Genomic DNA, 24149 nt, shown 5'->3' on the forward strand with positions numbered 1-24149 from the left:
ACCACAATGTCACAAAAGATTTTTATTTTTTTATTATACAGAAAGTTTTCAATATCGTAATCAACGTATTATAATGATCTTTTGCAGCTTTTGCGGCTAAAAAAAAATTCTAATATAAAACTTACGGTTTTCCATAAAAGAAATCAATTTTCCTTTTTGTAATTTTGAAAAATGGAGATGACATATTTAATTATAGGATTTATAGCCGGAGGAATTCTTGGTGCGGTTATTTTATATTTCGCACAGAAATCTTCTACCGTTTCGAGGAATTCTTATGATGAACTCAATAATTTACATATTAAAAACAGTTCCGATTTAGAAAATTCCAATCACAAAATTCAGGAATTAACACAGAATATCAGCAAAGAAAAAGAAATCAATGCACAGCAGAGCGACCTTCTGAATGACCTGAAAAATGAATTTGCCAAAATTTCTGCGGAACACGCTTCTTTAAACACTCAATTTTCCGAACAGAAAGAATTTAGCGCTAAACAGAATCTTCAGATCGAAAATCTTTTAACAGAAAAACAGACTTTGTTTGCAAAAAACTCAGAGCTTTCAGCAATTAACGAAAGCTTACAGAAATCTTTGCAGACACAGAAAGAAGAAATCGCAAAAATTCAGGAAGAAGCGAAACTGCAGTTTAAAAACTTAGCCAATGAAATTTTAGAGGAAAAATCCGAAAGATTCACGGAGCAAAATCAATTAAATATTAAAAACTTATTAAATCCTTTACAAGAAAAAATTAATAATTTCGAGAAAAAAGTTGAAACGACTCATAAAGAGAGCATTGATTATCATGCAGCTTTGAGAGAACAGATTATTGGATTAAAAGATTTAAATGCCCAAATGAGCAAAGAGACTCTCAATCTGACAAAAGCATTAAAAGGAGATAGCAAAATCCAGGGAAATTGGGGAGAATTAGTTCTAGAAAGAGTTTTAGAAAAATCAGGACTTGAAAAAGGTAGAGAATATGAAATACAAAAGAGTCATTTAACTGGTGATGGAAATCGCGTCCAGCCAGATGTTATTGTGAATCTTCCAGATGGAAAAAAAATGATTATTGATTCAAAAGTATCTTTGGTTGCTTATGAAAAATATATAAATGAGGAAAGCGATGAAATAAGAACACAATTTTTAAAAGAACACATTATTTCATTAAAAAGACATATTGAACAATTAGGCACCAAAAATTATCATAATTTATATGAAATGGAAAGTCCTGACTTTGTTCTTCTTTTTATTCCTATAGAACCCGCTTTCGCAATTGCATTAGCCGAAGATAGCCAATTATATAATAAAGCATTCGAAAGAAACATTGTAATTGTTACCCCATCAACATTATTAGCTACTTTAAGAACGATAGACAGTATGTGGACAAATCAGAAGCAACAAAACAATGCTATTGAAATTGCTCGTCAAGCAGGCGCATTATATGATAAGTTCGAAGGTTTTGTTACAAACTTATTAAAAGTTGGAAAAAAAATGGAAGAAGCGAAAACTGAATACGAAGGAGCAATGAACAAACTTGTTGAAGGAAGAGGAAATTTAGTTACAGCAGTACAAAAACTAAAAGTAATGGGTGCTAAAGCTACAAAAGCTATACCGGAGAATTTAGTAACTCGCGCAAAAGCTAATGAAGAAATTTCACAACTACATTCTTTACAAAATCAAATTGAAAGTTCTCAAACCACTTTGGAAAATTTAGAAGAATAAAATGTACAACCTCAGATCAGCTCTGAGGTTTTTTATTTAACTGCAAATTTTAACTAATTTTGCAGGATGTTAATAGAAAGCTTTCAGAACGAAAAAGTAAAATACATTACCAAACTTCTTACCGATAACAGATTCCGTAAAAAATCGGATGTTTTTGTGGTGGAAGGGCAGCAGGAAAACGACCGCGCTCAGAAATATCATTTTGAACCGGTGGAATTTTTTATCTGTGAAAGTATTTTTCAGAAAGAACTTCCCAAAGGGAAAATTCATCTCGTCAGCGAAAAAGTATACGAAAAAATCGCCTATCGTGGAACTTCGGAAGGAATTATCGGGGTTTACAAAACAAAAGAAGCGGATTTATCTTCATTTAAACCAAAAGAAGATTCTACGATCATTATTGTAGAAGGTGTTGAAAAACCGGGAAATCTGGGGGCCATTTTACGGAGCTGTGAAGCTTTCGGAATTGATGCTTTGATTGTTTCAGACGGGAAAACCGATTTTTATAATCCGAATGTGATCCGCTCAAGTGTCGGTTGTTTATTCGGAATGGAAGTTTTTCAGGCAGAAAACCATGAAACATTAGATTTTCTTCAGAAAAACAATTTCAATATTTACACAACGATTATGGATGAAACTGCCGAAGATATTTACAAAAGAGATTTCAAGCAGAAATCCGCCGTTTTATTCGGGACAGAACATTCAGGATTAAGTGATTTCTGGATCGGAAAAGGAAAAAACACCTTGATTCCGATGGCAGGAAGCATTGATTCTTTAAACCTGAGCAATGCGGTAGCGATTACGTGCTACGAAACACTGAAGCAGAAGAAGGGATAATTTGGCTGTTGGAGATTAGTTGATTGTTTATCGTTGATCATCGTGATCAGATTTATTGACAATCATTACAATATAAGCATAAAAAAACCGTTCCACTGAGTGAAACGGTTCTTTTATTTTTGAGCTAGAATTATTTCTTAACTTCAGTTTTAGCGTCTTTAGCAACTTCTTTAACTTCAGCTTTAGCATCTTTAGCAGCTTCTTTGATTTCAGTTTTAGCAGAATCAGTAGCAACTTTTACTGAATCAGCAGTAGCAGTTACTGTAGAATCAGCAGCTTTAGCTGTAGAATCGATAGCTGTAGTAGCAGAATCAGCAGTAGCTTCAGTAGTGTTAGCTTCAGTTTTTTTACAAGCAACTAAAGAGATTGCAGCGATAGCAGCTACGAATAATGACTTTTTCATAATAAATTAAATTTAATTTTGTTAATATTGTTTTATAAAATCTTTTCTCTGTTCTGTTATTTGAACAAGACAAAGGTAGAGCAGATAGAAAATTTGTTTAGGAAAAATAATTGTAATACCTTTGTAAAATAGTTTTACAAAAAAACATTACTGATAATCAATAATTTAATCATTTTAGAATAAATTGACGGACTTAGATCTATTACATTTTGAGCAGCTGAAAAAGGATGTCCAGGCTCAATATCTGAAAGAATACACTCCTTCCTATGACGATATTTCGAAATGGAAGGGTATCGACATCATTTATTTTCAGGAAGATCTCAGAAAAAAGGCAAAAGGGAACATCAGCGAAAAATCTTTTTATACTTATTTCAAGAATTCTCCGGTTACTAAACTGCCACGAATCGATATGCTGAATTTACTCAGTATTTATGCGGGATACGACTCATGGTACGAATTCAAAAAACAGCATCTTTTTGCAGGTGAATTACTGCAGGATGATGAAGATTTGAAAGACGATGAGCTGAAAGAACTGGAAAAAACAGTTTCTGCATCTCTGGATTTGCCTAAAGATGAAGATTTGCCTAAAAAACAGGAATTTAAAACCCCTGAAAACTCCGATTTACAAAAATCAATACCTGAAAATCAATTAATTAATAAAAATTCAGAGACTGAAAAAATTTCTTTAGCAGACGCTGAAAAACCGAAGAAAAATTTCTTCAAAAAGAACGTTTGGGCAATTGTAACGACTATTTTAGTAATTCTTACCGGACTTTTAGGATTTAAAGATGCGATCTTCCAAAAAACTTATGTCTACTGTTTTACGGATGCCGACAGAAATTTAAGCATTCAGCGTGAAATAGAAATCAAGGTAATCAAGGAAAACGAATCTCCCATTCTTTACAGAATAAAACCCGGAGAATGTTTCAGATATGCTACAAAGGATAAAAATCTAAAAATGCAGATCAGTTCTCCGTTTTATGAATATCTCGAAGTGAACCGAAATTTGGAAAATGCCCCTGAAGAAGAAACCATCGAGCTTAAACCTGATGATTATAAGATGGCGCTTTATTATTTTTCCACAAAGGATGTAAAAGGCGGAAATTCTGAGGAGCAGAATGATCTTATCACCCAGAAAAGAAGACAGCTGGAAAACCGTATCAGCAATAACGCCGTAATTACACAGGTTTACGACAGTGATATTTACGGACTTGAAACCTTGGATAAGGAAGATTACATTACCTTAGTTACCACACCTACAACATCACTTAAAAACCTTAATGTTATCGAGATGAAAACGGATAACAAAGGGAAAATCGTATCTATTAAATTTAAAATCTCAGCCAATGAAAACAATAAATAACTTTTTGTTTTTTATCATAATTATAGGATTCACCATGACTTCGTGCGTTAAAAAGGAAGAAAACGGAGGACAGAGCGATCTGGAAAAACTAAGAAATACCAACAACAAGACAGTAAAAATGGATAGCACACAGGCTATTAATTCCATTACCTCCCAAAAAGTACAGGATGTTCTGGATTTGTCTACCTTATATCTTTCGGGACAGAGAAATACGGAAATTGATACGGCAATTTATTCCAAAATAGAAAAGTATTTCCAGAAGTCTGATTCTACTACCTTTAAGGATCTTTTTAAAGAACTCGAAAGCCTGAATGTAAAAAAAGTACGTGTCAGCAATCTGAATGTTTTCCAGAAAATAAAGGAAAAAGACACGCTGAATTTCGCCAAATTCAATGTGGAATATTTTGGGGATAAAAATAAATCGTTGGGAAATTTTGAACGAAATGCCCAATACACTTTGGTATCAAAACCTGCCCAGAAAAGCAAGGAATTTAAATTTTACTTTGTGAAATTTTACTCGGATGCTCCTGAAAAAGACAGTACATCATCCGGCGTTACCAAATAGTCGAGTGGAATATCATTTTCCCAGACATCATCGATATTTTCTTCGGGGTTAAAGTAATTAACTCCGATTTTTTTTGTCTTTTCCAAAAGTGTTTCAAAAAAGCCATCGTAAAAACCTTTTCCGTATCCTACCCTGTTTCCTTTAGAATCGCAGTACAATAAAGGTGTTATAACAAAATCAAAGTCCGGAACTCCCGAATCTTCATCAGAAACCGGCTCGGCAATTCCCCATGAATTCAATTCGTATTCTGTATTGGTGAAAATTTCAACAGAGATCAGTTTTGTTTCAATAATTTTAGGGACAAAAACTCTGATCTTTTGGCTTAAAAAGTAATCGATAAAAATCTGTGTATTAATTTCCTTAAATTTCTCAATCGGGATGAAAATATGGATTTTCTGATTTTGAGAAGGTTTGAAATATTCAACGAAATTTTTAAAAACCTTTTCAGATAACAAGAAAGCCTCATCAATCGACAAGGCTTTTCTTTTTTGCATATATTTTTTTCTTAATTCTGCTTTTAACATAGTTTTTATGCGTTATAAGAATCGAGGATTTTATACAATTTATCAGACAGACGAACTCTGAAAGGCAGTTCAAAAGTAATCTGATCTCCTGCTTTTGCTGTGTCGCTGAAAGCTCCGTTCACAAAAATCTGAGAGATGGTTATTTCCTGATCTCCTGTTGTGGGTCCGGAAATTAATACTTTATCACCTACTGCAAGTTCATTGTTTTCAATTAAAAACTGAGCAATTTTAGATTTTGAATAATAATGTTCCGCCTTTCCGATCAAAGTCTTTTTAACTTTTATTTTCTGACGGATATCTTTTGTTTCAGCTTTTGCCAATGGTGCATCCGGCAAATTTCCTGATTTTTTAAATTTCAAAGCTTCAGATTTTCCTTTTCTGAATACTTTATTTCCTACCTGAAGACCCTTTCTTTTAGCAACCTGCTCTTCCCATGGCAAATGGATGGTTTCCTGACATTCTGTTGAACAGCAGTTTTCCATCGCTGCTTTACATTCATCACACTGGATAAACAATAAATGACACGCATCGTTCGCACAGTTCGTATGATTGTCACACGGTTTTCCGCACTGGTGACACTGCGCAATGATGTCGTCGGTAATTCTTTCGCCTAATCTATGATCGAATACAAAGTTTTTACCAATAAACTTACTTTCTATGCCTTCTTCTTTTATCTGACGGGTGTACTCAATAATTCCGCCTTCCAGCTGAAATACATTTTTGAAACCCTGATGTTTGAAATAAGCACTCGCCTTTTCGCAACGGATTCCTCCGGTACAGTACATCAAAAGGTTTTTATCTTCTTTGAAATCCTGTAACTGCTCGTTAATAATCGGCAGACTTTCTCTGAAGTTTTCTACATCGGGAGTAATTGCTCCTTCAAAATGGCCGACTTCACTTTCGTAGTGATTTCTGAAATCTACGACAATGGTGTTCGGATCTTCAAGCAAACTGTTAAATTCTTTTGCTCTTAAATGAACGCCTTTATTGGTAACATCAAAAGTCTCATCGTTCAGACCATCGGCTACAATTTTGTTTCTGACTTTGATTGTTAATTTTAAAAATGAATGATTGTCCTGCTCCACTGCTACATTCAAACGGATCCCTTTCATGAAATCATATACTTCGAGAGTGTCGCGAAATGCCTCAAAATTATCCGCAGGAACACTCATCTGTGCATTAATTCCTTCGTGTGCTACGTAAATACGACCAAGCGCATCAAGTGCATTCCAGGCTATAAATAAATCGTCGCGAAACTTCTTGGGATCTTCAATTTTGGCATACGCATAGAAAGATAGGGTAAGGCGCTCTTTTCCGGCCTCATCAATTAATCGAGCTCTTTCTTCTGCGCTTAAGGTGTTGTACAGTTGCATGCTATAAACGTTTTAAGTGAGAAAATTTTTGCAAAGATAATTATTTTAAGATAAATCCGAAATATAAAATTTATCAGGTATACATTAAGATTGGTATTCTTTTGGCTTCATCATTATCAGTCTGATTTAACTTTATGACAATACAAACATCAATATGCCATAATGTCATTAAGATTTTTTTAAGGATCGTTAATTGAGATTTTAAAATTTATGGGATAATGTATAAATTATTGCAATTGCTGTTAAATTTTAGTTAAAAATGAAACATTACATACCAATTGCATACGTATTTAGCATTAAATTTGTTTACAGTAAAATGAAAAAGTTAACATCAATAAATAACAAAGAAAGATATACAATGAAGAGTACTTTAAAAAAACTATTACCATTTGCAGTAGTGGGAGTTATTTCCGGTGCTACTACCGTTGGAGGATTACAATATTTTAATCACGATTCCAACAGTGCAGATCAATCATATTTTACAAAATCTTCCAATGTTTCCTTTGCGGGAATGAATTCTGCTGCAGTAGGAGATGATTTTGTAAAGGCTGCCAAAACGACAGTTCCGGCAGTGGTAACCATTAAAAACTATCAGTCCAGAAGTACAAGCAGAGCTTCTGAACAGGATATGTTCGATTTCTTCTTCGGAGATCCTTTCGGAGGAAGAGGGCAGCAGAGACAAAAGCAGCAGGTTCCCGATAATATGCCTTCAGGAATGGGATCGGGAGTAATTATTTCGCCTGACGGATATATCATTTCGAACAACCACGTTGTAGCAGGAGCCAATAAACTGGAAGTTGTTTTAAGCAATAAAAAATCTTATATCGCCACTTTAGTAGGAACAGATCCGAACACAGATATTTCCCTTCTTAAAATTGAAGAAAAAGGATTGCCTTATTTAAATTTTGCAAACTCTGATAATATTGAAGTAGGACAATGGGTACTTGCCGTAGGAAATCCTTTAGGATTGAATTCTACCGTTACAGCAGGAATTGTATCTGCCAAAGGAAGAGGAATCGGAATTTTAAGTTCACAGGGAAAAGCAGCCAATCCGATTGAAAGTTTTATCCAGACCGATGCGGCTATTAATCCGGGGAACTCGGGAGGAGCTTTGGTCAATACAAACGGAGATTTAATTGGTATCAACTCTGCGATTCAGTCTACCACAGGTTATTACCAGGGGTACGGATTTGCAGTTCCTGCAAACTTAGCGAGAAAAATTGTTGAAGACATCAAGAAATTCGGTATCGTACAGAGAGGATTCTTAGGGGTAACTTCTTTAGATCTTTCAGACGATCAGCTTGTTGCAGCATACAATAAAGATAAAAAGACCAATTATAAATCCGGTTCAGGGGTTCTGGTAACAGGATTCGGAGAAAGCAGCGGCGCAGAAGATGCAGGATTAAAAGTAGGTGATATCATTACTCAAATTGATACAACGCCAATTACAGATTTTGCTGATCTTTCCATTGCGATCGGAAGCAAACGTCCGGGAGATAAAGTGACGGTAACTTACCAGAGAAACGGAAAACCTTCCACAACAACGGTTACATTAAGAGATCAGAAAGGAGGCACTTCTACAAGAACAAAAGCAGATCTTAGTGTAACGGAAAAAATCGGAGCCGATTTCCAGAGTATTGATGATAAAACAAAAGCATATTATGGGCTGAACAGCGGAGTAATCGCCAAAAATGTAATTGAAGGCGGTGAAATGGCTAAAGCAGGAATCGTAGACGGATACATCATCACAGAGATCAACGGAAAACCTGTAAACTCACAGAAAGACGTAGAAAACATTCTAAATAAGTTCACGGGAACTGCCCAGATCAAATACATGGATGACTACGGAAGAGGGTATCAGAGAGGCTTTAAAATGCCTTAATAAAAGAGCTAAACTTCACTTCATATCAAAAACTCGGCTGCCTCATTTGAGGCAGCCGAGTTTTTTTAATCTTCAGAAACATATTGTTTAATTGAAATAGACATACGGACAATAAATCGGCAAATCAGCCTTCCTGAAAGCTTCCTGCACCCCTGCAACAGCTTTTCCGGGAACTGGGAAAGGATGTTTCACCCCCGCAGCAAACTTTCCGGAAAGCGGGAAACCTTCCTGCACCCTAGTAAGAAACTTTCGGGAAATTGATATAAAAACAAAAAAACGCTGCAACCTGCAGCGTTTTTATAATTATGATTTATTCATTTTTTCAGCGATTCTTCTTTTCTTCTTTCGTTCATAAATGACTTCTACTATTTTACCTCCGATCCACGAAAACGGAAAGAATGTAAGAAAAATAGAGATTTTATAGAAGGTAGGATGATAAGGGAAAACAATAACATCCAGCATGGCTATAAAAAGCATAATAAAGCCGATAAGAATAGCATAAGCCACCTTAGCATATTTTACGATAATGGCAGTTGCCACGCCTCCCACTGTAGTTCCCAATCCGGAAATAAACAGCAGAAAGCCGAAAAACGCACCGTCGTTCTGCTTGCTCTGAAGAAATCTCTGCCAATGCTCAAACGGAGCAAAAGCGTCGAAATTTACCCATTGCGGAAATGCTCTTATCCCAAGAGTAATAATGAGTCCTGCAATTCCAAGACCTACGATAACCGCAATTGTATTTCTTATAAAGTTCATTAATCCTGATGTGCAATCATAGAAATTTCAATATCCACATTTTTCGGCAGGCAGGAAACCTGTACCGTTTCGCGCGCAGGAAAGCTTTCAGCATCCAGATAGGAAGCATAAATATCATTCATTACAGCAAAATCATCCATACTTTTAAGGAAAATGGTAGCTTTTACCACATTTTTAAAAGTCATTCCTGCTTCTTTAAGAATAGCATCCAGATTCTTCATCACCTGGTGCGTTTCCTTTTCAATCCCTTCTACCAGCTTTCCGGTTGCAGGATCTACAGGGATCTGTCCGGAAATATACAATATTCCGTTTGCCATATTGGCTTGTGAATAGGGTCCAATAGCAGCAGGAGCATTAACAGTGTTGATTACTTTTTTCATGAAAATTTATTTTGGATGCAAATATAAAATTTATATTCTATTTCTAGAATCAAATATTAGAAAGGTGCATTAGGCTGTGTAAAACTTCTGTCTTTATATTTCAGCGCATCGCTTAAGATATTGGCTTTGATGCCGATGAAGAAGTCATATACTTTATACTGCCCGAAAGGAACCCAGTTGAAATTAATGGTAAAACTTCGCTGATCTCTTGCAAAACCAATTCGGGTATATGCCAGTTTCTGCGTTACCATATCATAGTGCGTACTCCCATTAATATTCCAGTACGGGGTAAGTTTAATACTCCCGTCGAGCCCTACAGAAGCAAGCTTGGTCGGGGTTCTGGATGCCGAACTTTTCGTGTAGGCATAATTTGCATTTACGTTTAATGTCCATGCCTGATTGAAATGCGCATAATTATCATCATCAAAATAATAATTTTCATTTCTAACCTCCCCCTTCGTTTTATACTTTTTGGCATAATCTGTTTTCTCACCAAAAATTTCGCTGCTCAGAGGATAAGACATCTGAACATTGAATCCCTGAACACTAAAGTACCCGAACTGCTCTGTTCGGATTCCCGCATCCTGCCCCGGAAGGAAGATAATTTTATACGGATCTAAAGATAAACTCGTATTAAGGCTTAGCTTATTATTAAAGAAAGAAGACTGCCCCGTAATTGTAATAATAGAAAAAGGGTGATCTTTTGCTGCAAAATTATAATTTCCGGAAAGGTTAAGAGATTCAAAAATCTTTATTTTCTTCACGCCTGTAGAATCACTTTTCGATCTTACTTTCATTTCCAGATTGTTTCCGATGTTAAAGCCTAAAGCTCCTACCAATCCTGTGGTCGGGCTTCCGATAATTCCGCCTTCGAAAATAGAATACGGCGTTAAAGCTCCGTTCGCATCGTAATAATTTTTAAAATATCCATAGCCGGAACCTCCGAAATCCGGAGAATAGGTAAACCCGATACTTGGTGTCATCATGTGTCTGATGGCTTCAATCGCAGAACCTTTCTTAAAGTTTGCCTGTCCGTACAAAGTAGTCTGAATACTTGCTGTGGTAGAAAATGTAGAATATCCGGAAATTCCTTTATTGGTTTCCGTGATTACTTTATTCTGAAGCGGATCGTAGAATTTATTGATGGTTTTTGTAGTTAACGCATTATCAATATTCGCCCCTAAACTGAATGTGAAATATTTCGCAACAGTTGTATTGGTTCCTAAAGCAATGTTATTTTTAACTCCTGTCTGTAATTTATCCCACATTGCGGCTTTAAACAGTTCCCCTTCATTGGTCTGAACAAAATTAGATAAATTCACCCCAGTATTTACGGTTAAATTTTCAAGCAGACCGGCGCGTACTCCCGTTTTTGACTTAAATAAGTAAAACTGATTAATTGCCACGTTCATCTGTGGCAGACGCAGATCTGATAAACCGGTTGCAAAATTCTGAGAATACGAAGCTGTTCCCGTAATGGTAACCGGAAGCTTTAAAAATCTCTTTGTAATGGTAACCGTAGAGTTCTGCTGGGTGTTTAAAACATTCTGATTTAAGATATAATTGTTGTTCAGTGTATTGTTATAAAATTTTGTACTTACAATATCTACCGATGCCGAAAACGTGAGGAAAGGATTGGCTTTCGAATCCTGCGTATGTCTCCACGCAATTCTGTATGTTCCTGTTTTACTGTAATTATCCAGACCTTTGATTCCGCGAACCATGGTTCCGATATCCGCAGAAAAGTTTCCGGAATAGCGGTATTTCTTTATATAATTCATCTCCGGCCGCAAATTCCAGCTTCCTTTCGTATAAATATCCGAAAGAATTTTCAGATCGAAATGCTCTCCTATCGGCTGATAGTAGCCCAGACTATTCAGGAAAAATCCTACATCCTGTCTTTCCCCGAAACTCGGGATCAGAATACCTGCGGATCTTTTGCTTGAAAAAGGAAGAATCGCAAAAGGCATGATAAGCGGAGTGGGAACCTGCTCTATATACATCTGAATCGGTCCTGAAACAATGGAAGATTTGTTTTTTGTTTTTACAAGTTTCAGATATCTTGCTCTTAAAAAATAATCTGCCGCTGTATCTTTTTTCTTGATGTAATAATCGTCGGTTGTATAATCTGCGCGGCTCATCGCGAAGATACTGTCGTTGTACTTTTTGGTTTTGTTTGCCGTAATTACTCCTTCGCTTTCTTCGGTTCTTGCATTATAAGCAATTGCCTGTCTTGTTAAGGTGTTATACTGAAATTCTGTGGTTTCATATTTTTTTCCGGCCTGCGTTGTAATAACAGGCTCAATAATTCTTCCCAAAGAGTCCTGTTTTCCGCGTGCATACATGAGATGTTTCTGCTCATCGATGGAAATATAGTCTGCATCAATCTGCATATCTTGGTATTTCACTTGGGCATTTTTGTTCAGATACACCATTTTTTTCTGGAAATCTCTTCTCTGATAATCCGCTTTTGTCTGCAGCACAGATTCCAGAGGCTCCTTTTTCAGAACAATGGTATCTTTTTTGGAAATAGTATCATTAACCGCATTTTCAGGCAATTTTTCAGGCTTTTGCTGTGCTAAAAAATTGTTAAAAATTAGGATAATTAAAATTTGTAATATATTTTTGGAGACGGTTTTGACCAATTTTTTGTTATATTTATATGTAAACAATTAAGGCTCAAAATTAATATAAATTTTAAAACTGTAAGATGCACAAAGTAAATTTTAAAATAATTTTATCATTTCTCTTCATCCTGTTTACCAACTTTATTTTTTCGCAAAAGAAATTTACCATTGTTTTGGACGCCGGACACGGAGGAAGTGATTACGGAGCTAACAGGACCTACACCGATATCGGAAGGATCTCCGAAAAGGATGTAACGCTTGCCATTACCCTTAAAGTTGGGGCAATGCTGGAAAAAAATAAAGATTTTAAAGTAATCTATACAAGAAAGATCGACGAATATCCTTCGTTATCCGACAGAACCAATCTTGCGAACAGAAGCAAAGCAGATCTTTTTGTTTCTATACACTGTAATTCTTCGAAAAAACCAACCGCTTACGGAACAGAAACTTATGTACAGGGACCAGATCAGAACGACACCAATCTTGAAGTGGCAAAAAGAGAAAATGATGTGATTTTCCTTGATGAAAAAGATAAGCAGACCTTTGGTTCTTATGATGCAAGCTCACCGGAATCTTTAATCGCTCTGAAACTTCAGCAAAGCAAATATCTGGAATCCAGCCTTCTTCTGGGCGGACTGGTAGAAAATAATTTTGTGAATAAAGACAAAAGAAGTTCCCGCGGTGTGTTCCAGAAAAACCTGCACGTTCTGCGTATGAATGCGATGCCTTCTGTATTAATTGAAACCGGATTCATCAATCACCCTGAAGAAAGCCATTATCTGGCATCAGAAAAAGGACAGGAGGAAATTTCGGAAAGTATTTATCAGGCTATTATTGATTATAAAAAAGCGATCGACAGGAAATCCGGTGTTTCGGCAGTGGTGAAAAAACCTGAACCGGATAAACTGGCGGAAGTAGCACTGAAAAACGATTTCAGAATCCTATTGCTTAGCTCTCCTGAAAAATACAACGACGGAGATCCTGCTTTAAAAGGTTTAAATTATATCCTGCCTATCAAAGAGAACGGACAGTACAAATATTATTACGGGGTTACCAACCTTGCTTCTGTAAGAGATATCAACATTAAAACGGCAAAAGACGCCGGATTTAAAAATGCATACGCAGTTGGATTTATGCCGAACCAAAAACTGAGCACAGGGTATTATACGATTGAAGTATACGTTGGTGAAAAACTCAATGGAAATTCTTTCATACTTCAGACGCTGAAAGATGTGGAAAGAAACAAAGAAAGCGGAGTTTTCTATTATACATACGGAAAAGTGTATTCTCTGGAGGATGCAGTGAAATTACAGAAAGATCTTGAGGCTAAAGGAATTAAGAATACCGTAATTCAAAAAGTTTTCAAATAATAAAAAATAATTTTGAAGTTAAAAAGTTAATTATTACTTTTGCAACCTCAAAATTTGGCCTATTCGTCTAGTGGTTAGGACTCAAGGTTTTCATCCTTGCAACAGGAGTTCGATTCTCCTATAGGCTACCAAATTTATATCATGCCGGATTTAAAAATACAAGAAGCAAAATTGCTTTTTAAGAAAATCCACTCTAACCCAAAAAGTTACGATTTAAAAATCAATGAAGGCGGGATAACAGGCAGTGATGATAAAATAAGTTTCAGACTTGACAGGACTGGAGAAAGGGTCACTTTTGAAGTAACGATTGACGGACTTACCTTCACCAATACCACTGGAGAATGGAACAATGCGATAGTAATGCTCAGCAACACTATCAAAAAAATAGAAAGAGAAGAAGAGAATATTAAAATAGAACAGGCAATAGATAAACTCAGAAAATATTTATCCGAAGAAAATTAAAAATTTTTTAAAATAAATTTGGAGGATAAAAAAAAAGTTTTTACTTTTGCACTCACATTTGAACGATATGGCAAATCATAAATCAGCATTAAAAAGAATCAGACAAAACGAAGTAAGAAAACTTCGTAACAGATACTACCACAAGACTGCTAGAACAGCAATGAAAGTGTTAAGAAATGAAGAAGATAAGGCTGCTGCAGCAGAGCAATTGCCAAAGGTTATCTCTTTGTTGGATAAGTTAGCTAAGAAAAACATTATCCACAAAAACAAAGCAGCTAACTTAAAAAGCAAATTAACTAAGCACGTTAATAAACTAGCTTAATAAGTATAGTTGGCCCGTTCGTCTATCGGTTAGGACCTCAGATTTTCATTCTGGTAAGAGGGGTTCGATTCCCCTACGGGCTACAAAACTTAATTACTACTCTAACCTAGTAATTGATAAGAGCTGAAACTTATAAAAACAAAAAACTAACCCTGCGATTATTCGCAGAAATTAGATGGCCCGTTCGTCTATCGGTTAGGACCTCAGATTTTCATTCTGGTAAGAGGGGTTCGATTCCCCTACGGGCTACAAAAGAGATTCATTATTGAATCTCTTTTTTTGTTTATTAATCTTAGAGAACCATCTATTTCATCTCATCCTTAATATTGCTACAGTTTAGAAAAAGAAAAACCTCCACTGTACAATGAAGGTTTTGGGTAGAATTATATATTAAAGTTATATTCCGAAATTCACGAAAACGCTGAATCGGGATTTGGCTTCTATGTCTCCTCCTGCAAGATTTGTGTAAGCAGGAAGCATTACTTCACTTCCCAAACTGAATTTTTTGTAGGAGGCTTCAAAACCCAGCTTGCCGTATAAAGCGCTTCCGGCAGTTTTAGGCATTACTTCTCCAAACTGTCTGTTCCAGTCGTAGACTTCCCCCTGCATTCCGAATTTTCCGGATATAATACTGTTTTCATTTTTCCAGAGTCTGTAAAATCCCGTTGCCGCATAATTCAACTGGTTACCGAAACGGTAATGTTTTTTATTTTCTGTTTTTAAAGTATAATCTGTGTTCAGCAACACCGCCAGTTTATCTTTCTGAAATTTGTAATTCAGAACCATCTGATAATCCCAGCTTCCTGTTCCGAGCTGAAAACTGGGATTTACTCCGGTGATTCCTTTTTCATCAAACTTTCCGATCGGAATTTTAACACCGAAACCTCCGTTCAGTTGATGTGAAGAATCTTTGGAATCGATGATCTGGTAAATCCCCATCACATTCGCATCCCCGATTCCTTCAATTTTTATATCTCCCTGTAATGTTTTCTTGGTGTGAAACTGAAACGGAATACTTGCATACACACTTACATTTTTAGCAACCGGAATTTTTCCCCAAAGCTGAAGCGTATTGAAATACTGATCCTGCGTAAGATCATTGACGAATAAATTTTCTTTAGCTCTGTAATGCTGTGCAAAATATTTAACCCCGATAAACTGAGGATTCAGCAAAGATTCAAAGCCGGAAGATCCGTTTCCTGCGGCGCAGCCACACGCATCACAATCATCAAATACCATAGGACTAAATTCTTTTGGAATAAATAAACTGTCATGGATTTCTTTTGCCTGACTGAAAAAGCATCCGGCTAAACCTAATGTTAAAAATATCTTCTTCATGATTTATTATTCTGCAAATTTTGGATTCGTTATAAAAGTTTTATCGCTTAACGTTTTCAGAAATGTGATGATGTTCTGTTTTTCAGAAGCGGTCATAGGAATTCCGATGTGTCCGTTTTGTTTCAGCAACGGATCGAGATTAGGCTGATTTTCTACATTTTCAGAATAGAAATTCATGACTGCTTCTAAACTGTAAAATCTTCCGTCGTGCATGTACGGAGCTGTATATTCTACATTTCTGAGGCTTGGAACACGAAATTTCATATTATCATTCCAGTCCAGCGTTACACGATATCTTCCTCTGTCGTCAAACTGCGAATTATAATACATTCCCGTATTCCGATAACTTTCATCGGTAAATAAATCTCCTGAATGACAAGCCGCGCATTTATTCTGAAACAGAGCCATCCCCTGATTTTCTTCAGCCGTGAAAACGGCGTTTCCTTTTTTCATTTGGTCGTACTTTGAATCGGCGGAAATCATGGTTGCCATAAACTGGGAAATGGCTTTGAGAATTCTTTCCCCGGTAATATTTTCATCCCCGAATGCTGCTTTAAACATTTTCTTATAATTTGTATCAGCATTTAATTTTGCTACCGCTTCAGGAAGAGAGCTGTCCATCTCAAAATCTGTGGTGATCGGAACCAAAGATCTTTCGTCCAGATTGTGACTGACTCCGTCCCATGTGTAATTTTTCAGAAATGCCATATTCTGTATCGGCGGTGCATTTCGGATGCCTAATCGGTCATCAATTCCATGACTTACGGCATGACCGTGATGGGTGAAAGCATATTCCTGAATATGGCAGAATCCGCATGAGATGGTATTATTTCTGGATAATTTTCCTTCATAAAAGAGTTTTTTTCCCAGTGCTACTCCATTCACCGTGACCGGATTTCCTGTAACATCGAAAGTGATTTCCGGAAAACCCGCAGGTTTGTCGAGACGATAGGCTTCATCTTTTGGCAAAGGTTCAATAACCTCATCGCTTGTGCAGGAAGTTAATGCAAAAGCAAGAAAAAACAGGAAAATCCAAAGAGTGCCGGATTGCCCTCTTTTGGATTGCTGAAAACAATTAATCATTGTGAACGTGGTCTACTTTAAACATTTTTGAAATATTGTTCGTCACATTCACCAGATGCTGATTCGATCCCATTGCCATCTCATTGGAACTGTCCAATGTTAAAGCAGTTTGTCCACTTAAATATTGATTAAGATCTGCCAGAATATGAACGGAAGGGGTAATTTCTTTTGATACTCTCGCCGTTGTAGGAAAATCAAGGGTAATTTCACGGTAAAGATCGGGTGTATTGTTTGCTGAAGTATTGCCCATATTTCCACAGTGGTTCATGAATTCTGTAGTAGCGGAAGAGTTTCCGTATTTACCTTCCAGTTTTGTGAAGATGTATCCTGCAGCCCAAGACCAAGCCATCCCCGCAGTTTTTGCTTTCTGCCAGAAAACGCCCTGTCCATTTTGTCCCAAAAGATAAGCTGACTGACTGATTCCTAAACCGATTTTTACTTTTTTGTAATTGTTTTTAGGAATTTCTTTCAGGTTGATGTAGTTAATTCCTGCAACGGCTTCTGCCTGATCTATGATAAAGGCTCCGTTGTCGGGATCGTTGTAATGGTATTTGAATTCTCCTCCGTTTTCATCGATTAAAGTGATGTTGCTGATGACATATTTCAGGGTTGAAAACTGGTGTTTTTGTCCGGTAACGGAAGTTTGTGTGGTCTGATTCAGCACAATGTCTCCCAAATTATTGAATCCATTTTCGAATTTTAGCTGAAGGTTTCCGGGAGTGGAATCTGCTGCCTCATCGTCGTCGCTGGTTCTGCATGATGAAAGGGTGAATAAAGTAAGGGCAATAAAGAATAATGATAAAAATTTATAGATTTTCATTGTTGATTTTTTAGTGATAAAATATATTGATATGCCCCATCGCGATAGGGATGGAAGCGGTTATCCTTTTTTTGGATTCTGACGAATGGAAGAATCTAAAAAAAGATAGTAGCGGACAGCCCGACCCGTGCAGCGGGAAAAGCCAGGGAAAGGGGATCGCCCAAAATGATAAAATGATGCACTAAAAAACCGGTGGTCTGAAAATAGGTTTTAAAAACAGAAAGGAATACGCGGTTTCGTACAGAAAGTGAGCGTTTGAAAAGAATGCGCTTTCTGCTGTATGGATTTTGGTGATTTCAGGAAGAAGATATATATCAAGGAGTTTCTGTCCTGAATTTTTTGTTTTGTTTAAAGGGGAAGAATCGGTGTCATTGGTTTTCGCAATCTCCTTGCTCAGATAACATTTTCCGTTACAGTGAATTTCGGGATTGCTTTTGTTGACACATAATACTTCGGAGATGTAATGATAATTTACAGCATATTCCACCAATGGCACCAGAGGTCTGAATACCACAAATAAGGTAAGAAATATGCTGCAAATTAAGTTCATTGGATTATTTTTTGCTGATGGCTTCTTCGTATCTTCTGCTGATTTCTTTCCAGTTGGTTACGTTCCAGATCGCCGTTAAATAATCTGCTCTTTTGTTCTGATATTTCAGGTAATACGCGTGTTCCCAAACATCGATCCCGAAAATAGGGGTTCCTTTTTCTTCTACAACATCCATTAAAGGGTTATCCTGATTGGGTGTTGAGGAAACAAATAATTTTCCGCTCTTATCCACAGAAAGCCATGCCCATCCTGACCCGAAACGGTCGGCTCCGGCTTTTGCCATCTTTGCTTTAAAAGCATCCATGCTTCCGAATGTTTCGTTGATTGCTTTTGCCAGTTTTACAGAAGGCTGTGTATTTTTTTCCGGGGTTAAAACGGTCCAGAACAATTCGTGATTGTAATGTCCTCCTGCGTTATTTCTTACGGCAGCCGGTAATTTTGAGGCATTCGACATGATTTCGAATAAGGTCTGTTTTTCCTGCGGCGTTCCTGCGATTGCCTTATTCAGGTTCGCAACATAGGCTGCTGCGTGTTTGGAATAATGAATTTCCATTGTCTGTGCGTCAATATTTCCTTCCAACGCATTGTAAGCATACGGCAACGGTGTCTGCTTAAACTGTGCAAACGCAAACTGCGCTGCAAAAACTGCACTCAGGGCAGCTACTTTCAAAATCTTCATAACGTTTTGTTTTTTGTGGTTTATTTTGGCTGGGAGATGGGTGATGGAAGCCTGAAGTTCTTTACATACTCCATAAAACTTCCAGCCTCTAACTTCCATCTTCCAAATCTCTATTTTAACAATTTCTTAATATCCTCTATCAATATTTCTCTGTCGGGATGGTATTTTCCGGTAAGCTTCGGCGTTTTTCCTTCCGGATCTCCATAGTTTAATCCCGAATAATATAAAATCGGCATATTGTCTTTATTATAACGGCAACGGATATTTCCTTCTTTATCCACAAGGGCAATCATTCCGCTGTGATTCAGGTTTTCACTTTCATCTTCCTTATCTCCGACATAGATATTGAACTGATATGCCAGTTTCCCGATATAGTCTCTGTCTCCGGTAAGAAAATGCCAGTTCGGTGATTTTACCCCGATTCTGTCGGCGTGTTCTTTTAACGTTTGCGGGGTATCATTTTCCGGATCGATGCTTATGGAGATGATTCCGAAACCGGGATTGTTGATTTCATCTTCAATGGCTCTCATGTTGGTATTCATCACCGGACAGATCGTAGGGCATCTGCTGAAGAAAAATTCTACCAGATAGACTTTTCCGAGCATATCTTTATTGGTGATGGTTTTGTTGTTCTGATCGGTCAATTTGAAATCCGGAACTTTCATTACGGTGTACAGATTCTTTTTGAAATATCCCATTCCGACACCGATTCCCACAAAAAGCAGAGCAATAATTACAATCGGAACGATTACTTTGCTTTTGGAATTGCTGGTCTTTTTATTTTTTGGCATATTTCTCAGGATTCTTTTTGAATTCGTCTTTACAGTAAGCACTGCAAAAACCGTACGTTTTATTTTTATAGACTGCCGTATCTTTCATATCGGCTTCAGTGGGCATATTGCAGATGGGATCTACTGCATTGGCAAATTTCACTGTTTTTGTTCCGGAATTTGCGGTTGTTTTTGCTTTTTTATGCTTTACTTTAGGGGTTTCCTGTGCACATGCCATTAATGAAACAGACAATAATGCTGTTAAAATAAGTTTTGATTTCATTTTTGTTTACATTGAAATTAATAATGTTTGAATGGATTGATTTCTTAACTAAACTTACTGATGAATTTCTTGCTTTATCCTTAATTAATCATAATGCTTAATTTAAACGCAAAGGTCCGCAAAGTTTATTTTAACTACTAACTGTTTTTAAGTTCGCAAAGGCGTTCTACTTAGCAAAGAACCCAAAGATTTTAATGATGACAAATTACGGACAGTCATATATTGCTTAATTTTAACGCAGAGTTTATAAGAGCTTTTGAATAGTAACTTCTTTTTAAGTTCGTGAAGGTACTTCGACAAGCTCAGCATAAACTAAACACTTAGCGAATGATAGCTAGAAACTTTATTCACTATTAATTCAGTTAAAGAATTACCTGAAAATAATATTAAACTAAAGGAGGATGGAATATTCTGGAGAAATATTCTGAAGTATGGAAATTGATATATCTCGAATCTGATTTTTTGTTTGAAACATCAAACTGATTGCTCACCGAAAAGAAAAGAATTTCATGGGAGATAAAAACATCAATTCCTGAAATTTTCACTGTCTGATTGTTATTGGACTGTTTTTCTGTTTTTGCCAGTTCTTTGGCAACGTAGCATTTTCCTTTGCAGGTAGATTGTGGAATGTTTCTGTTTTCGCAAAGGTTTTTTACGATGTAGTCATAATTAACGGCGTAATTAATCAAAGGCAAAACGGGACGTAATGCAATCGTAAAAATGATAAATATGGAAACGAAAAACTTCAATGCGATATTCTACTCTACAAATATACTACTGAAATTTTGTTTAAAGGCAAATTATGATGAAAGTCAGTTTTGGTAATGGTTTTTAATTGTACGCTTTATTTTCGCAAAGATTTCTTAGATTCCAAAGCTTTGGATAAATAATTTAAAGCATTAGAAATCTTAATAATCTGCGAGAGCTTTATATTTTCTCCCGCAGATTTTGCTGATAAAACTGATTGTTTTACCACGAAAACCACGCTTTTCACAGATGAGTAAGATACTTTATGATGACTAAAAAGAATCTGCGTAACCTGTAGGAGAAAAATAAATTTTGGCTAAAGCCGGATTGAAAAATTCATCCTTGTAAACGGGCTAAAGCCCGTTCCTATTGATGATTAAACAGCTTTTTGACAATATATTCGCAATACAATAAGTTTCTATCATCCTACTTCCCTCTTCCGGCTTATTAAAACCTCATCCGTTGAATTCTCACGGCATTCAGGATAGCGAGTAAAGCGACTCCGACATCAGCGAAAACGGCTTCCCACATGGTTGCCAAACCTCCGGCTCCAAGAATAAGAACAACGGCTTTGATGGAAAATGCCAGAATGATATTTTGCCACACAATTTTCTTTGTCTGCTTTCCAATGTTGATTGCCATCGGGATTTTACTCGGCATATCATCCTGAATGACAACGTCGGCAGTTTCAATCGTCGCATCACTTCCCAATCCGCCCATTGCAATTCCGACATCACTTAGCGCGACAACGGGAGCATCATTCACTCCGTCTCCTACAAAAACAACGGTTTGATTTTTTGCTTTTATTTCCTTTACTTTATTCACTTTGTCTTCGGGAAGCAGATCTCCGTAAGCATTCTGAATGCCTAAAATATCGGCAACGTGTTTCACGACTGAGGATTTATCTCCGCTGAGCATTGTGGTTTTTACTCCTAAAGATTTTAATTTATTAATGGTTAATTGTGCATCTGCTTTAACAGAATCTGCAATTGTTAAATACCCGACAAACTTGTTGTCATACGCAACCGCTATTAAAGTATACACAATATTTTCAGTCTGAATATCATATCTGATGTTGAATTTATCCATCAGTTTAAAGTTCCCGACCAGCAGCTCTTTTCCATTGATAACTGCCTTTAAGCCATAACCCGCAATTTCTTCTGCATTTTCCAACAGAATTGAGTGATCGACTTCTCCTACATATTCATGAATAGCCGTTGCTACAGGATGTGAGCTTTTACTTTCCAGAGCATTAACGAGTTTTAAGATTTCATCGGTATTACATTCATCATTAAAATTAACTTCCTGTACTTTGAACACTCCTTCCGTCATGGTTCCGGTTTTATCCATGACTACATTCTGAACATTTGCAAGAATATCTAAGAAATTGCTTCCTTTGAATAAAATTCCGTTTCGGCTTCCTGCTCCGATTCCTCCGAAATACCCCAAAGGAATAGAAATCACCAACGCACACGGACAGGAGATCACAAGGAAAACTAAGGCTCTGTACAGCCACGCTCTGAACTGATACTCTTCTACAAATAAATAAGGTATAAATGTAATTCCGATTGCAAGAAATACAACAATGGGAGTGTAGATTTTAGCAAATTTCCTGATGAATAATTCTGTGGGGGCTTTTTGAGCGGTTGCGTTCTGAACGAGCTCTAAAATTTTGCTCAGTTTGCTGTCTTTGTAAGCGGTTGTCACTTTTACTTCGCTTACTGTATTGAGATTGATCATTCCGGCCAAAACAGTTTCGCCTTTTGTTTTGGTATCAGGTTTACTTTCTCCGGTTAATGCAGAAGTATTGAATGATGCGGTTTCAGATAATAATTCTCCGTCTAATCCTAATTTTTCTCCGGATTTTAACTGAATAATGTCTCCGATATTTACTTTTTCGGCTTTTACAATTTGTGGTTTTCCGTCTTTTAAAACGGTTACTTCATCGGGACGCTGATCGAGTAAAGATTTGATGTTGGTTTTGGCTCTTGTTACCGCCATTGCCTGAAAAACTTCTCCAACAGAATAGAAAAGCATGACCGCAACGCCTTCCGGATATTCTCCTATAGCAAAAGCGCCTACGGTTGCGATTCCCATCAGGAAAAATTCAGAGAATACATCTCCGTTTTTTATGCTTTCAAACGCTTCTTTCAAAACAGGAAGACCAACAGGAATATAGGCGATTAAGTACCAAACCAGACGAATCCAGCCGGAAAACCATTCTGCTTTGATGAAATTATCCAAAGCGATTCCTATTAATAACAATCCAAAAGAAATGATTGCGGGAAGAAACATCCTGAAAACAGACTGATCTCCTGTATCATGAGAATGATCGTGATCATGATCGTGACCTTCGTGCTGATGTTGATGTTCTTTTTTCGGTTTTGTGTTGCAACATTCTTCCATAACTTAAATTTTTATTCAAAATTACAGTCAAAATGCGTGCAATACTATTGCAAACTTTCCAGACAGTTTTCGCAGATTCCTTTAGCAAAAAGCCTTATTTCATCAATCCTGAATTGAGTCTGTATATTTTCCGGGACCGAAATATCTTCTTTACAGGTAGTCTGTTTGCAGATTTTACAGTAGAAATGAAGATGCCAGTCTTTCTGGGTATGTTCATCGCATCCATCGTGGCAGAGCTTGTATTTTGTTGTTGCATTTTCCTGAATGCTGTGAACAATTCCTTTTTCTTCAAATGTTTTCAGAGTGCGGTAAATGGTTGTCCGGTCTGCATTTTCAAAATGATTTTCAATTTCCGACAGAGAAAGGGCGGCTTCCTGAGAACTCAAAAAATCATATACCAAAATCCTCATGCTTGTAGGTTTGGTATTCTTATTCATTAATTTATTCTCAATGTCCTTTTTCATACGATTTACATTTGATGGATCTGCCCTTTCAAAGTTAGCAGTTTTAAAATTTGCTTAATTGTTATAGAGCATAATTTATATAAACTTAGTGTAAGAATTCTTAATATTATCTCTGTTTACCTGAAAAATACAAATCTCAATCTTCCATACTGCGATAAAAATGTTCCACAGTGCAACAAAAATCTTTAACAGTACAATAAAAATGTTCCACAGTAGAATAAAAATACTTAATACTTCAGTAAAATTACTCAACACTGCTTTAAATATCGTGTAAAAAGTAAAATTTATCCTAAACAATACACCGTTTCATGTAAATACTAAATTAAAAATAATCAACAGTATTAATAATCTTCTAAACAGTGCATTAAAAGCATACAAACCTCTAAAGATGAGGGATTAAAGTGTATTTTATTTTCCGAATTTTTAAAATAA

The 24149-nt window shown here is 36.5% G+C and carries 25 protein-coding genes and 3 tRNA genes; 11 read left to right on the forward strand and 17 right to left on the reverse strand.

Annotated features, from left to right (window positions below; translation table 11 throughout):
• Positions 1-171 precede the first annotated feature (171 nt).
• Together AC52CF_RS19125 and AC52CF_RS19130 are read left to right on the forward strand one after the other, a co-directional pair.
• On the forward strand, positions 172-1716 hold the full coding sequence (locus tag AC52CF_RS19125) for a DNA recombination protein RmuC (RefSeq protein WP_496517568.1): 1545 nt from the start codon (positions 172-174) through the stop codon (positions 1714-1716).
• A gap of 66 nt (positions 1717-1782) precedes the next feature.
• The gene (locus tag AC52CF_RS19130; RefSeq protein ID WP_496517569.1) at positions 1783-2550 is read left to right on the forward strand and encodes a TrmH family RNA methyltransferase; all 768 of its coding nucleotides are present in this window, start codon (positions 1783-1785) and stop codon (positions 2548-2550) included.
• 130 nt (positions 2551-2680) lie between these two features.
• Here the strand turns inward: AC52CF_RS19130 and AC52CF_RS19135 are convergent, their stop codons facing one another.
• Complete coding sequence (locus tag AC52CF_RS19135) at positions 2681-2953, reverse strand: hypothetical protein (protein ID WP_375180858.1); 273 nt, start codon at positions 2951-2953, stop codon at positions 2681-2683.
• A 184-nt stretch (positions 2954-3137) separates the two neighbouring features.
• Here AC52CF_RS19135 and AC52CF_RS19140 point away from each other — a divergent pair, with 184 nt between their 5' ends.
• Together AC52CF_RS19140 and AC52CF_RS19145 are read left to right on the forward strand one after the other, a co-directional pair.
• Positions 3138-4316: a hypothetical protein gene (locus tag AC52CF_RS19140; protein WP_336731102.1), complete on the forward strand. Its 1179-nt coding sequence runs from the start codon at positions 3138-3140 to the stop codon at positions 4314-4316.
• Positions 4300-4881, forward strand: a complete 582-nt coding sequence (locus tag AC52CF_RS19145) for a hypothetical protein (protein WP_336689121.1) — start codon at positions 4300-4302, stop codon at positions 4879-4881. Before AC52CF_RS19140 ends, AC52CF_RS19145 begins: the two co-directional genes overlap by 17 nt.
• On the opposite strand, the gene AC52CF_RS19150 is transcribed toward AC52CF_RS19145, so the two are convergent.
• Both AC52CF_RS19150 and trhO read right to left on the reverse strand, forming a co-directional pair.
• Positions 4830-5405 carry a 5-formyltetrahydrofolate cyclo-ligase gene (locus tag AC52CF_RS19150; protein ID WP_375180859.1) on the reverse strand — a complete coding sequence of 192 codons (576 nt, stop codon included), beginning with the start codon at positions 5403-5405 and terminating at the stop codon, positions 4830-4832. The genes AC52CF_RS19145 and AC52CF_RS19150 overlap by 52 nt on opposite strands.
• 5 nt (positions 5406-5410) lie before the next feature.
• Complete coding sequence (trhO, locus tag AC52CF_RS19155) at positions 5411-6778, reverse strand: oxygen-dependent tRNA uridine(34) hydroxylase TrhO (protein WP_375180860.1); 1368 nt, start codon at positions 6776-6778, stop codon at positions 5411-5413.
• Between the two features lie 358 nt (positions 6779-7136).
• On the opposite strand from trhO, the gene AC52CF_RS19160 reads away from it, so the two are divergent.
• Positions 7137-8660, forward strand: a complete 1524-nt coding sequence (locus AC52CF_RS19160; RefSeq protein WP_214591173.1) for a trypsin-like peptidase domain-containing protein — start codon at positions 7137-7139, stop codon at positions 8658-8660.
• Between the two features lie 87 nt (positions 8661-8747).
• Here AC52CF_RS19160 and AC52CF_RS19165 read toward each other — a convergent pair whose 3' ends face one another.
• The 4 genes from AC52CF_RS19165 to AC52CF_RS19180 are packed head-to-tail and all read right to left on the reverse strand — an operon-like array spanning position 8748 to position 12441.
• Entirely contained in the window at positions 8748-8945 is a 198-nt protein-coding gene (locus AC52CF_RS19165; RefSeq protein ID WP_375190981.1) for a hypothetical protein, read from the reverse strand.
• 18 nt (positions 8946-8963) lie between these two features.
• Positions 8964-9416, reverse strand: coding sequence for a hypothetical protein (locus AC52CF_RS19170; RefSeq protein WP_108409502.1), 453 nt, complete (start codon positions 9414-9416; stop codon positions 8964-8966).
• Positions 9416-9796 (reverse strand): RidA family protein, encoded by a 381-nt coding sequence (locus AC52CF_RS19175; protein ID WP_214588314.1) that lies wholly within the window; start codon positions 9794-9796, stop codon positions 9416-9418. The genes AC52CF_RS19170 and AC52CF_RS19175 overlap by 1 nt, the downstream gene beginning before the upstream one ends.
• A gap of 56 nt (positions 9797-9852) precedes the next feature.
• Positions 9853-12441 carry a putative LPS assembly protein LptD gene (locus AC52CF_RS19180; RefSeq protein WP_290264712.1) on the reverse strand — a complete coding sequence of 863 codons (2589 nt, stop codon included), beginning with the start codon at positions 12439-12441 and terminating at the stop codon, positions 9853-9855.
• A gap of 65 nt (positions 12442-12506) precedes the next feature.
• Between AC52CF_RS19180 and AC52CF_RS19185 the strand changes: the two genes are divergently transcribed.
• From AC52CF_RS19185 to AC52CF_RS19210, 6 genes are all read left to right on the forward strand, one after another.
• The gene (locus AC52CF_RS19185) at positions 12507-13793 is read left to right on the forward strand and encodes an N-acetylmuramoyl-L-alanine amidase family protein (protein ID WP_290264710.1); all 1287 of its coding nucleotides are present in this window, start codon (positions 12507-12509) and stop codon (positions 13791-13793) included.
• Positions 13794-13849: 56 nt separating this feature from the next.
• Positions 13850-13924 (forward strand) — tRNA-Glu (locus AC52CF_RS19190).
• Positions 13925-13934: 10 nt separating this feature from the next.
• Positions 13935-14255, forward strand: a complete 321-nt coding sequence (locus AC52CF_RS19195; protein WP_214588311.1) for a hypothetical protein — start codon at positions 13935-13937, stop codon at positions 14253-14255.
• Positions 14256-14322: 67 nt separating this feature from the next.
• Positions 14323-14577: a 30S ribosomal protein S20 gene (rpsT, locus tag AC52CF_RS19200; protein WP_076391798.1), complete on the forward strand. Its 255-nt coding sequence runs from the start codon at positions 14323-14325 to the stop codon at positions 14575-14577.
• An 11-nt stretch (positions 14578-14588) separates the two neighbouring features.
• Positions 14589-14660: transfer RNA gene (locus AC52CF_RS19205), tRNA-Glu, on the forward strand.
• A gap of 94 nt (positions 14661-14754) precedes the next feature.
• Positions 14755-14826 (forward strand) — tRNA-Glu (locus AC52CF_RS19210).
• A gap of 147 nt (positions 14827-14973) precedes the next feature.
• Here AC52CF_RS19210 and AC52CF_RS19215 read toward each other — a convergent pair.
• The 10 genes from AC52CF_RS19215 to AC52CF_RS19260 all read right to left on the reverse strand — a co-directional run bounded on the left by AC52CF_RS19215 (position 14974) and on the right by AC52CF_RS19260 (position 23717).
• A complete protein-coding gene (locus AC52CF_RS19215) occupies positions 14974-15915 on the reverse strand; it encodes a transporter (protein WP_290264701.1) in 942 nt (313 codons plus the stop codon).
• A gap of 6 nt (positions 15916-15921) precedes the next feature.
• Positions 15922-16998 (reverse strand): cytochrome-c peroxidase, encoded by a 1077-nt coding sequence (locus AC52CF_RS19220; protein WP_290264698.1) that lies wholly within the window; start codon positions 16996-16998, stop codon positions 15922-15924.
• Positions 16991-17818 carry an MbnP family protein gene (locus AC52CF_RS19225; RefSeq protein ID WP_375182185.1) on the reverse strand — a complete coding sequence of 276 codons (828 nt, stop codon included), beginning with the start codon at positions 17816-17818 and terminating at the stop codon, positions 16991-16993. Before AC52CF_RS19225 ends, AC52CF_RS19220 begins: the two co-directional genes overlap by 8 nt.
• 181 nt (positions 17819-17999) lie before the next feature.
• A complete protein-coding gene (locus AC52CF_RS19230; RefSeq protein WP_214588307.1) occupies positions 18000-18368 on the reverse strand; it encodes a hypothetical protein in 369 nt (122 codons plus the stop codon).
• A gap of 4 nt (positions 18369-18372) precedes the next feature.
• Positions 18373-19047, reverse strand: a complete 675-nt coding sequence (locus tag AC52CF_RS19235) for a superoxide dismutase (RefSeq protein WP_214591172.1) — start codon at positions 19045-19047, stop codon at positions 18373-18375.
• A 110-nt stretch (positions 19048-19157) separates the two neighbouring features.
• Positions 19158-19838 (reverse strand): SCO family protein, encoded by a 681-nt coding sequence (locus tag AC52CF_RS19240; RefSeq protein WP_214588306.1) that lies wholly within the window; start codon positions 19836-19838, stop codon positions 19158-19160.
• On the reverse strand, positions 19825-20100 hold the full coding sequence (locus tag AC52CF_RS19245) for a YHS domain-containing protein (RefSeq protein WP_050378248.1): 276 nt from the start codon (positions 20098-20100) through the stop codon (positions 19825-19827). The genes AC52CF_RS19240 and AC52CF_RS19245 overlap by 14 nt, the downstream gene beginning before the upstream one ends.
• A 386-nt stretch (positions 20101-20486) precedes the next feature.
• Entirely contained in the window at positions 20487-20849 is a 363-nt protein-coding gene (locus AC52CF_RS19250; protein ID WP_214588305.1) for a hypothetical protein, read from the reverse strand.
• 445 nt (positions 20850-21294) lie between these two features.
• Positions 21295-23253 (reverse strand): heavy metal translocating P-type ATPase, encoded by a 1959-nt coding sequence (locus AC52CF_RS19255; RefSeq protein WP_214588304.1) that lies wholly within the window; start codon positions 23251-23253, stop codon positions 21295-21297.
• 44 nt (positions 23254-23297) lie between these two features.
• Positions 23298-23717 (reverse strand): Fur family transcriptional regulator, encoded by a 420-nt coding sequence (locus AC52CF_RS19260; RefSeq protein ID WP_496517570.1) that lies wholly within the window; start codon positions 23715-23717, stop codon positions 23298-23300.
• Positions 23718-24149: the final 432 nt, after the last annotated feature.

Source organism: Chryseobacterium sp. 2P, from assembly GCF_059579425.1.

What these genes read in the sequence shown, in the direction of transcription:
- AC52CF_RS19125 (WP_496517568.1), top strand. Translation starts at nt 172, where the DNA reads ATGGAGATGACATATTTAATTATAGGATTTATAGCCGGAGGAATTCTT.
- AC52CF_RS19130 (WP_496517569.1), top strand. Translation starts at nt 1,783, where the DNA reads ATGTTAATAGAAAGCTTTCAGAACGAAAAAGTAAAATACATTACCAAA.
- AC52CF_RS19135 (WP_375180858.1), bottom strand. Translation starts at nt 2,953, where the DNA reads ATGAAAAAGTCATTATTCGTAGCTGCTATCGCTGCAATCTCTTTAGTT.
- AC52CF_RS19145 (WP_336689121.1), top strand. Translation starts at nt 4,300, where the DNA reads ATGAAAACAATAAATAACTTTTTGTTTTTTATCATAATTATAGGATTC.
- AC52CF_RS19150 (WP_375180859.1), bottom strand. Translation starts at nt 5,405, where the DNA reads ATGTTAAAAGCAGAATTAAGAAAAAAATATATGCAAAAAAGAAAAGCC.
- trhO (WP_375180860.1), bottom strand. Translation starts at nt 6,778, where the DNA reads ATGCAACTGTACAACACCTTAAGCGCAGAAGAAAGAGCTCGATTAATT.
- AC52CF_RS19160 (WP_214591173.1), top strand. Translation starts at nt 7,137, where the DNA reads ATGAAGAGTACTTTAAAAAAACTATTACCATTTGCAGTAGTGGGAGTT.
- AC52CF_RS19170 (WP_108409502.1), bottom strand. Translation starts at nt 9,416, where the DNA reads ATGAACTTTATAAGAAATACAATTGCGGTTATCGTAGGTCTTGGAATT.
- AC52CF_RS19175 (WP_214588314.1), bottom strand. Translation starts at nt 9,796, where the DNA reads ATGAAAAAAGTAATCAACACTGTTAATGCTCCTGCTGCTATTGGACCC.
- AC52CF_RS19185 (WP_290264710.1), top strand. Translation starts at nt 12,507, where the DNA reads ATGCACAAAGTAAATTTTAAAATAATTTTATCATTTCTCTTCATCCTG.
- AC52CF_RS19195 (WP_214588311.1), top strand. Translation starts at nt 13,935, where the DNA reads ATGCCGGATTTAAAAATACAAGAAGCAAAATTGCTTTTTAAGAAAATC.
- rpsT (WP_076391798.1), top strand. Translation starts at nt 14,323, where the DNA reads ATGGCAAATCATAAATCAGCATTAAAAAGAATCAGACAAAACGAAGTA.
- AC52CF_RS19215 (WP_290264701.1), bottom strand. Translation starts at nt 15,915, where the DNA reads ATGAAGAAGATATTTTTAACATTAGGTTTAGCCGGATGCTTTTTCAGT.
- AC52CF_RS19220 (WP_290264698.1), bottom strand. Translation starts at nt 16,998, where the DNA reads ATGATTAATTGTTTTCAGCAATCCAAAAGAGGGCAATCCGGCACTCTT.
- AC52CF_RS19225 (WP_375182185.1), bottom strand. Translation starts at nt 17,818, where the DNA reads ATGAAAATCTATAAATTTTTATCATTATTCTTTATTGCCCTTACTTTA.
- AC52CF_RS19230 (WP_214588307.1), bottom strand. Translation starts at nt 18,368, where the DNA reads ATGAACTTAATTTGCAGCATATTTCTTACCTTATTTGTGGTATTCAGA.
- AC52CF_RS19235 (WP_214591172.1), bottom strand. Translation starts at nt 19,047, where the DNA reads ATGAAGATTTTGAAAGTAGCTGCCCTGAGTGCAGTTTTTGCAGCGCAG.
- AC52CF_RS19240 (WP_214588306.1), bottom strand. Translation starts at nt 19,838, where the DNA reads ATGCCAAAAAATAAAAAGACCAGCAATTCCAAAAGCAAAGTAATCGTT.
- AC52CF_RS19245 (WP_050378248.1), bottom strand. Translation starts at nt 20,100, where the DNA reads ATGAAATCAAAACTTATTTTAACAGCATTATTGTCTGTTTCATTAATG.
- AC52CF_RS19255 (WP_214588304.1), bottom strand. Translation starts at nt 23,253, where the DNA reads ATGGAAGAATGTTGCAACACAAAACCGAAAAAAGAACATCAACATCAG.
- AC52CF_RS19260 (WP_496517570.1), bottom strand. Translation starts at nt 23,717, where the DNA reads ATGAAAAAGGACATTGAGAATAAATTAATGAATAAGAATACCAAACCT.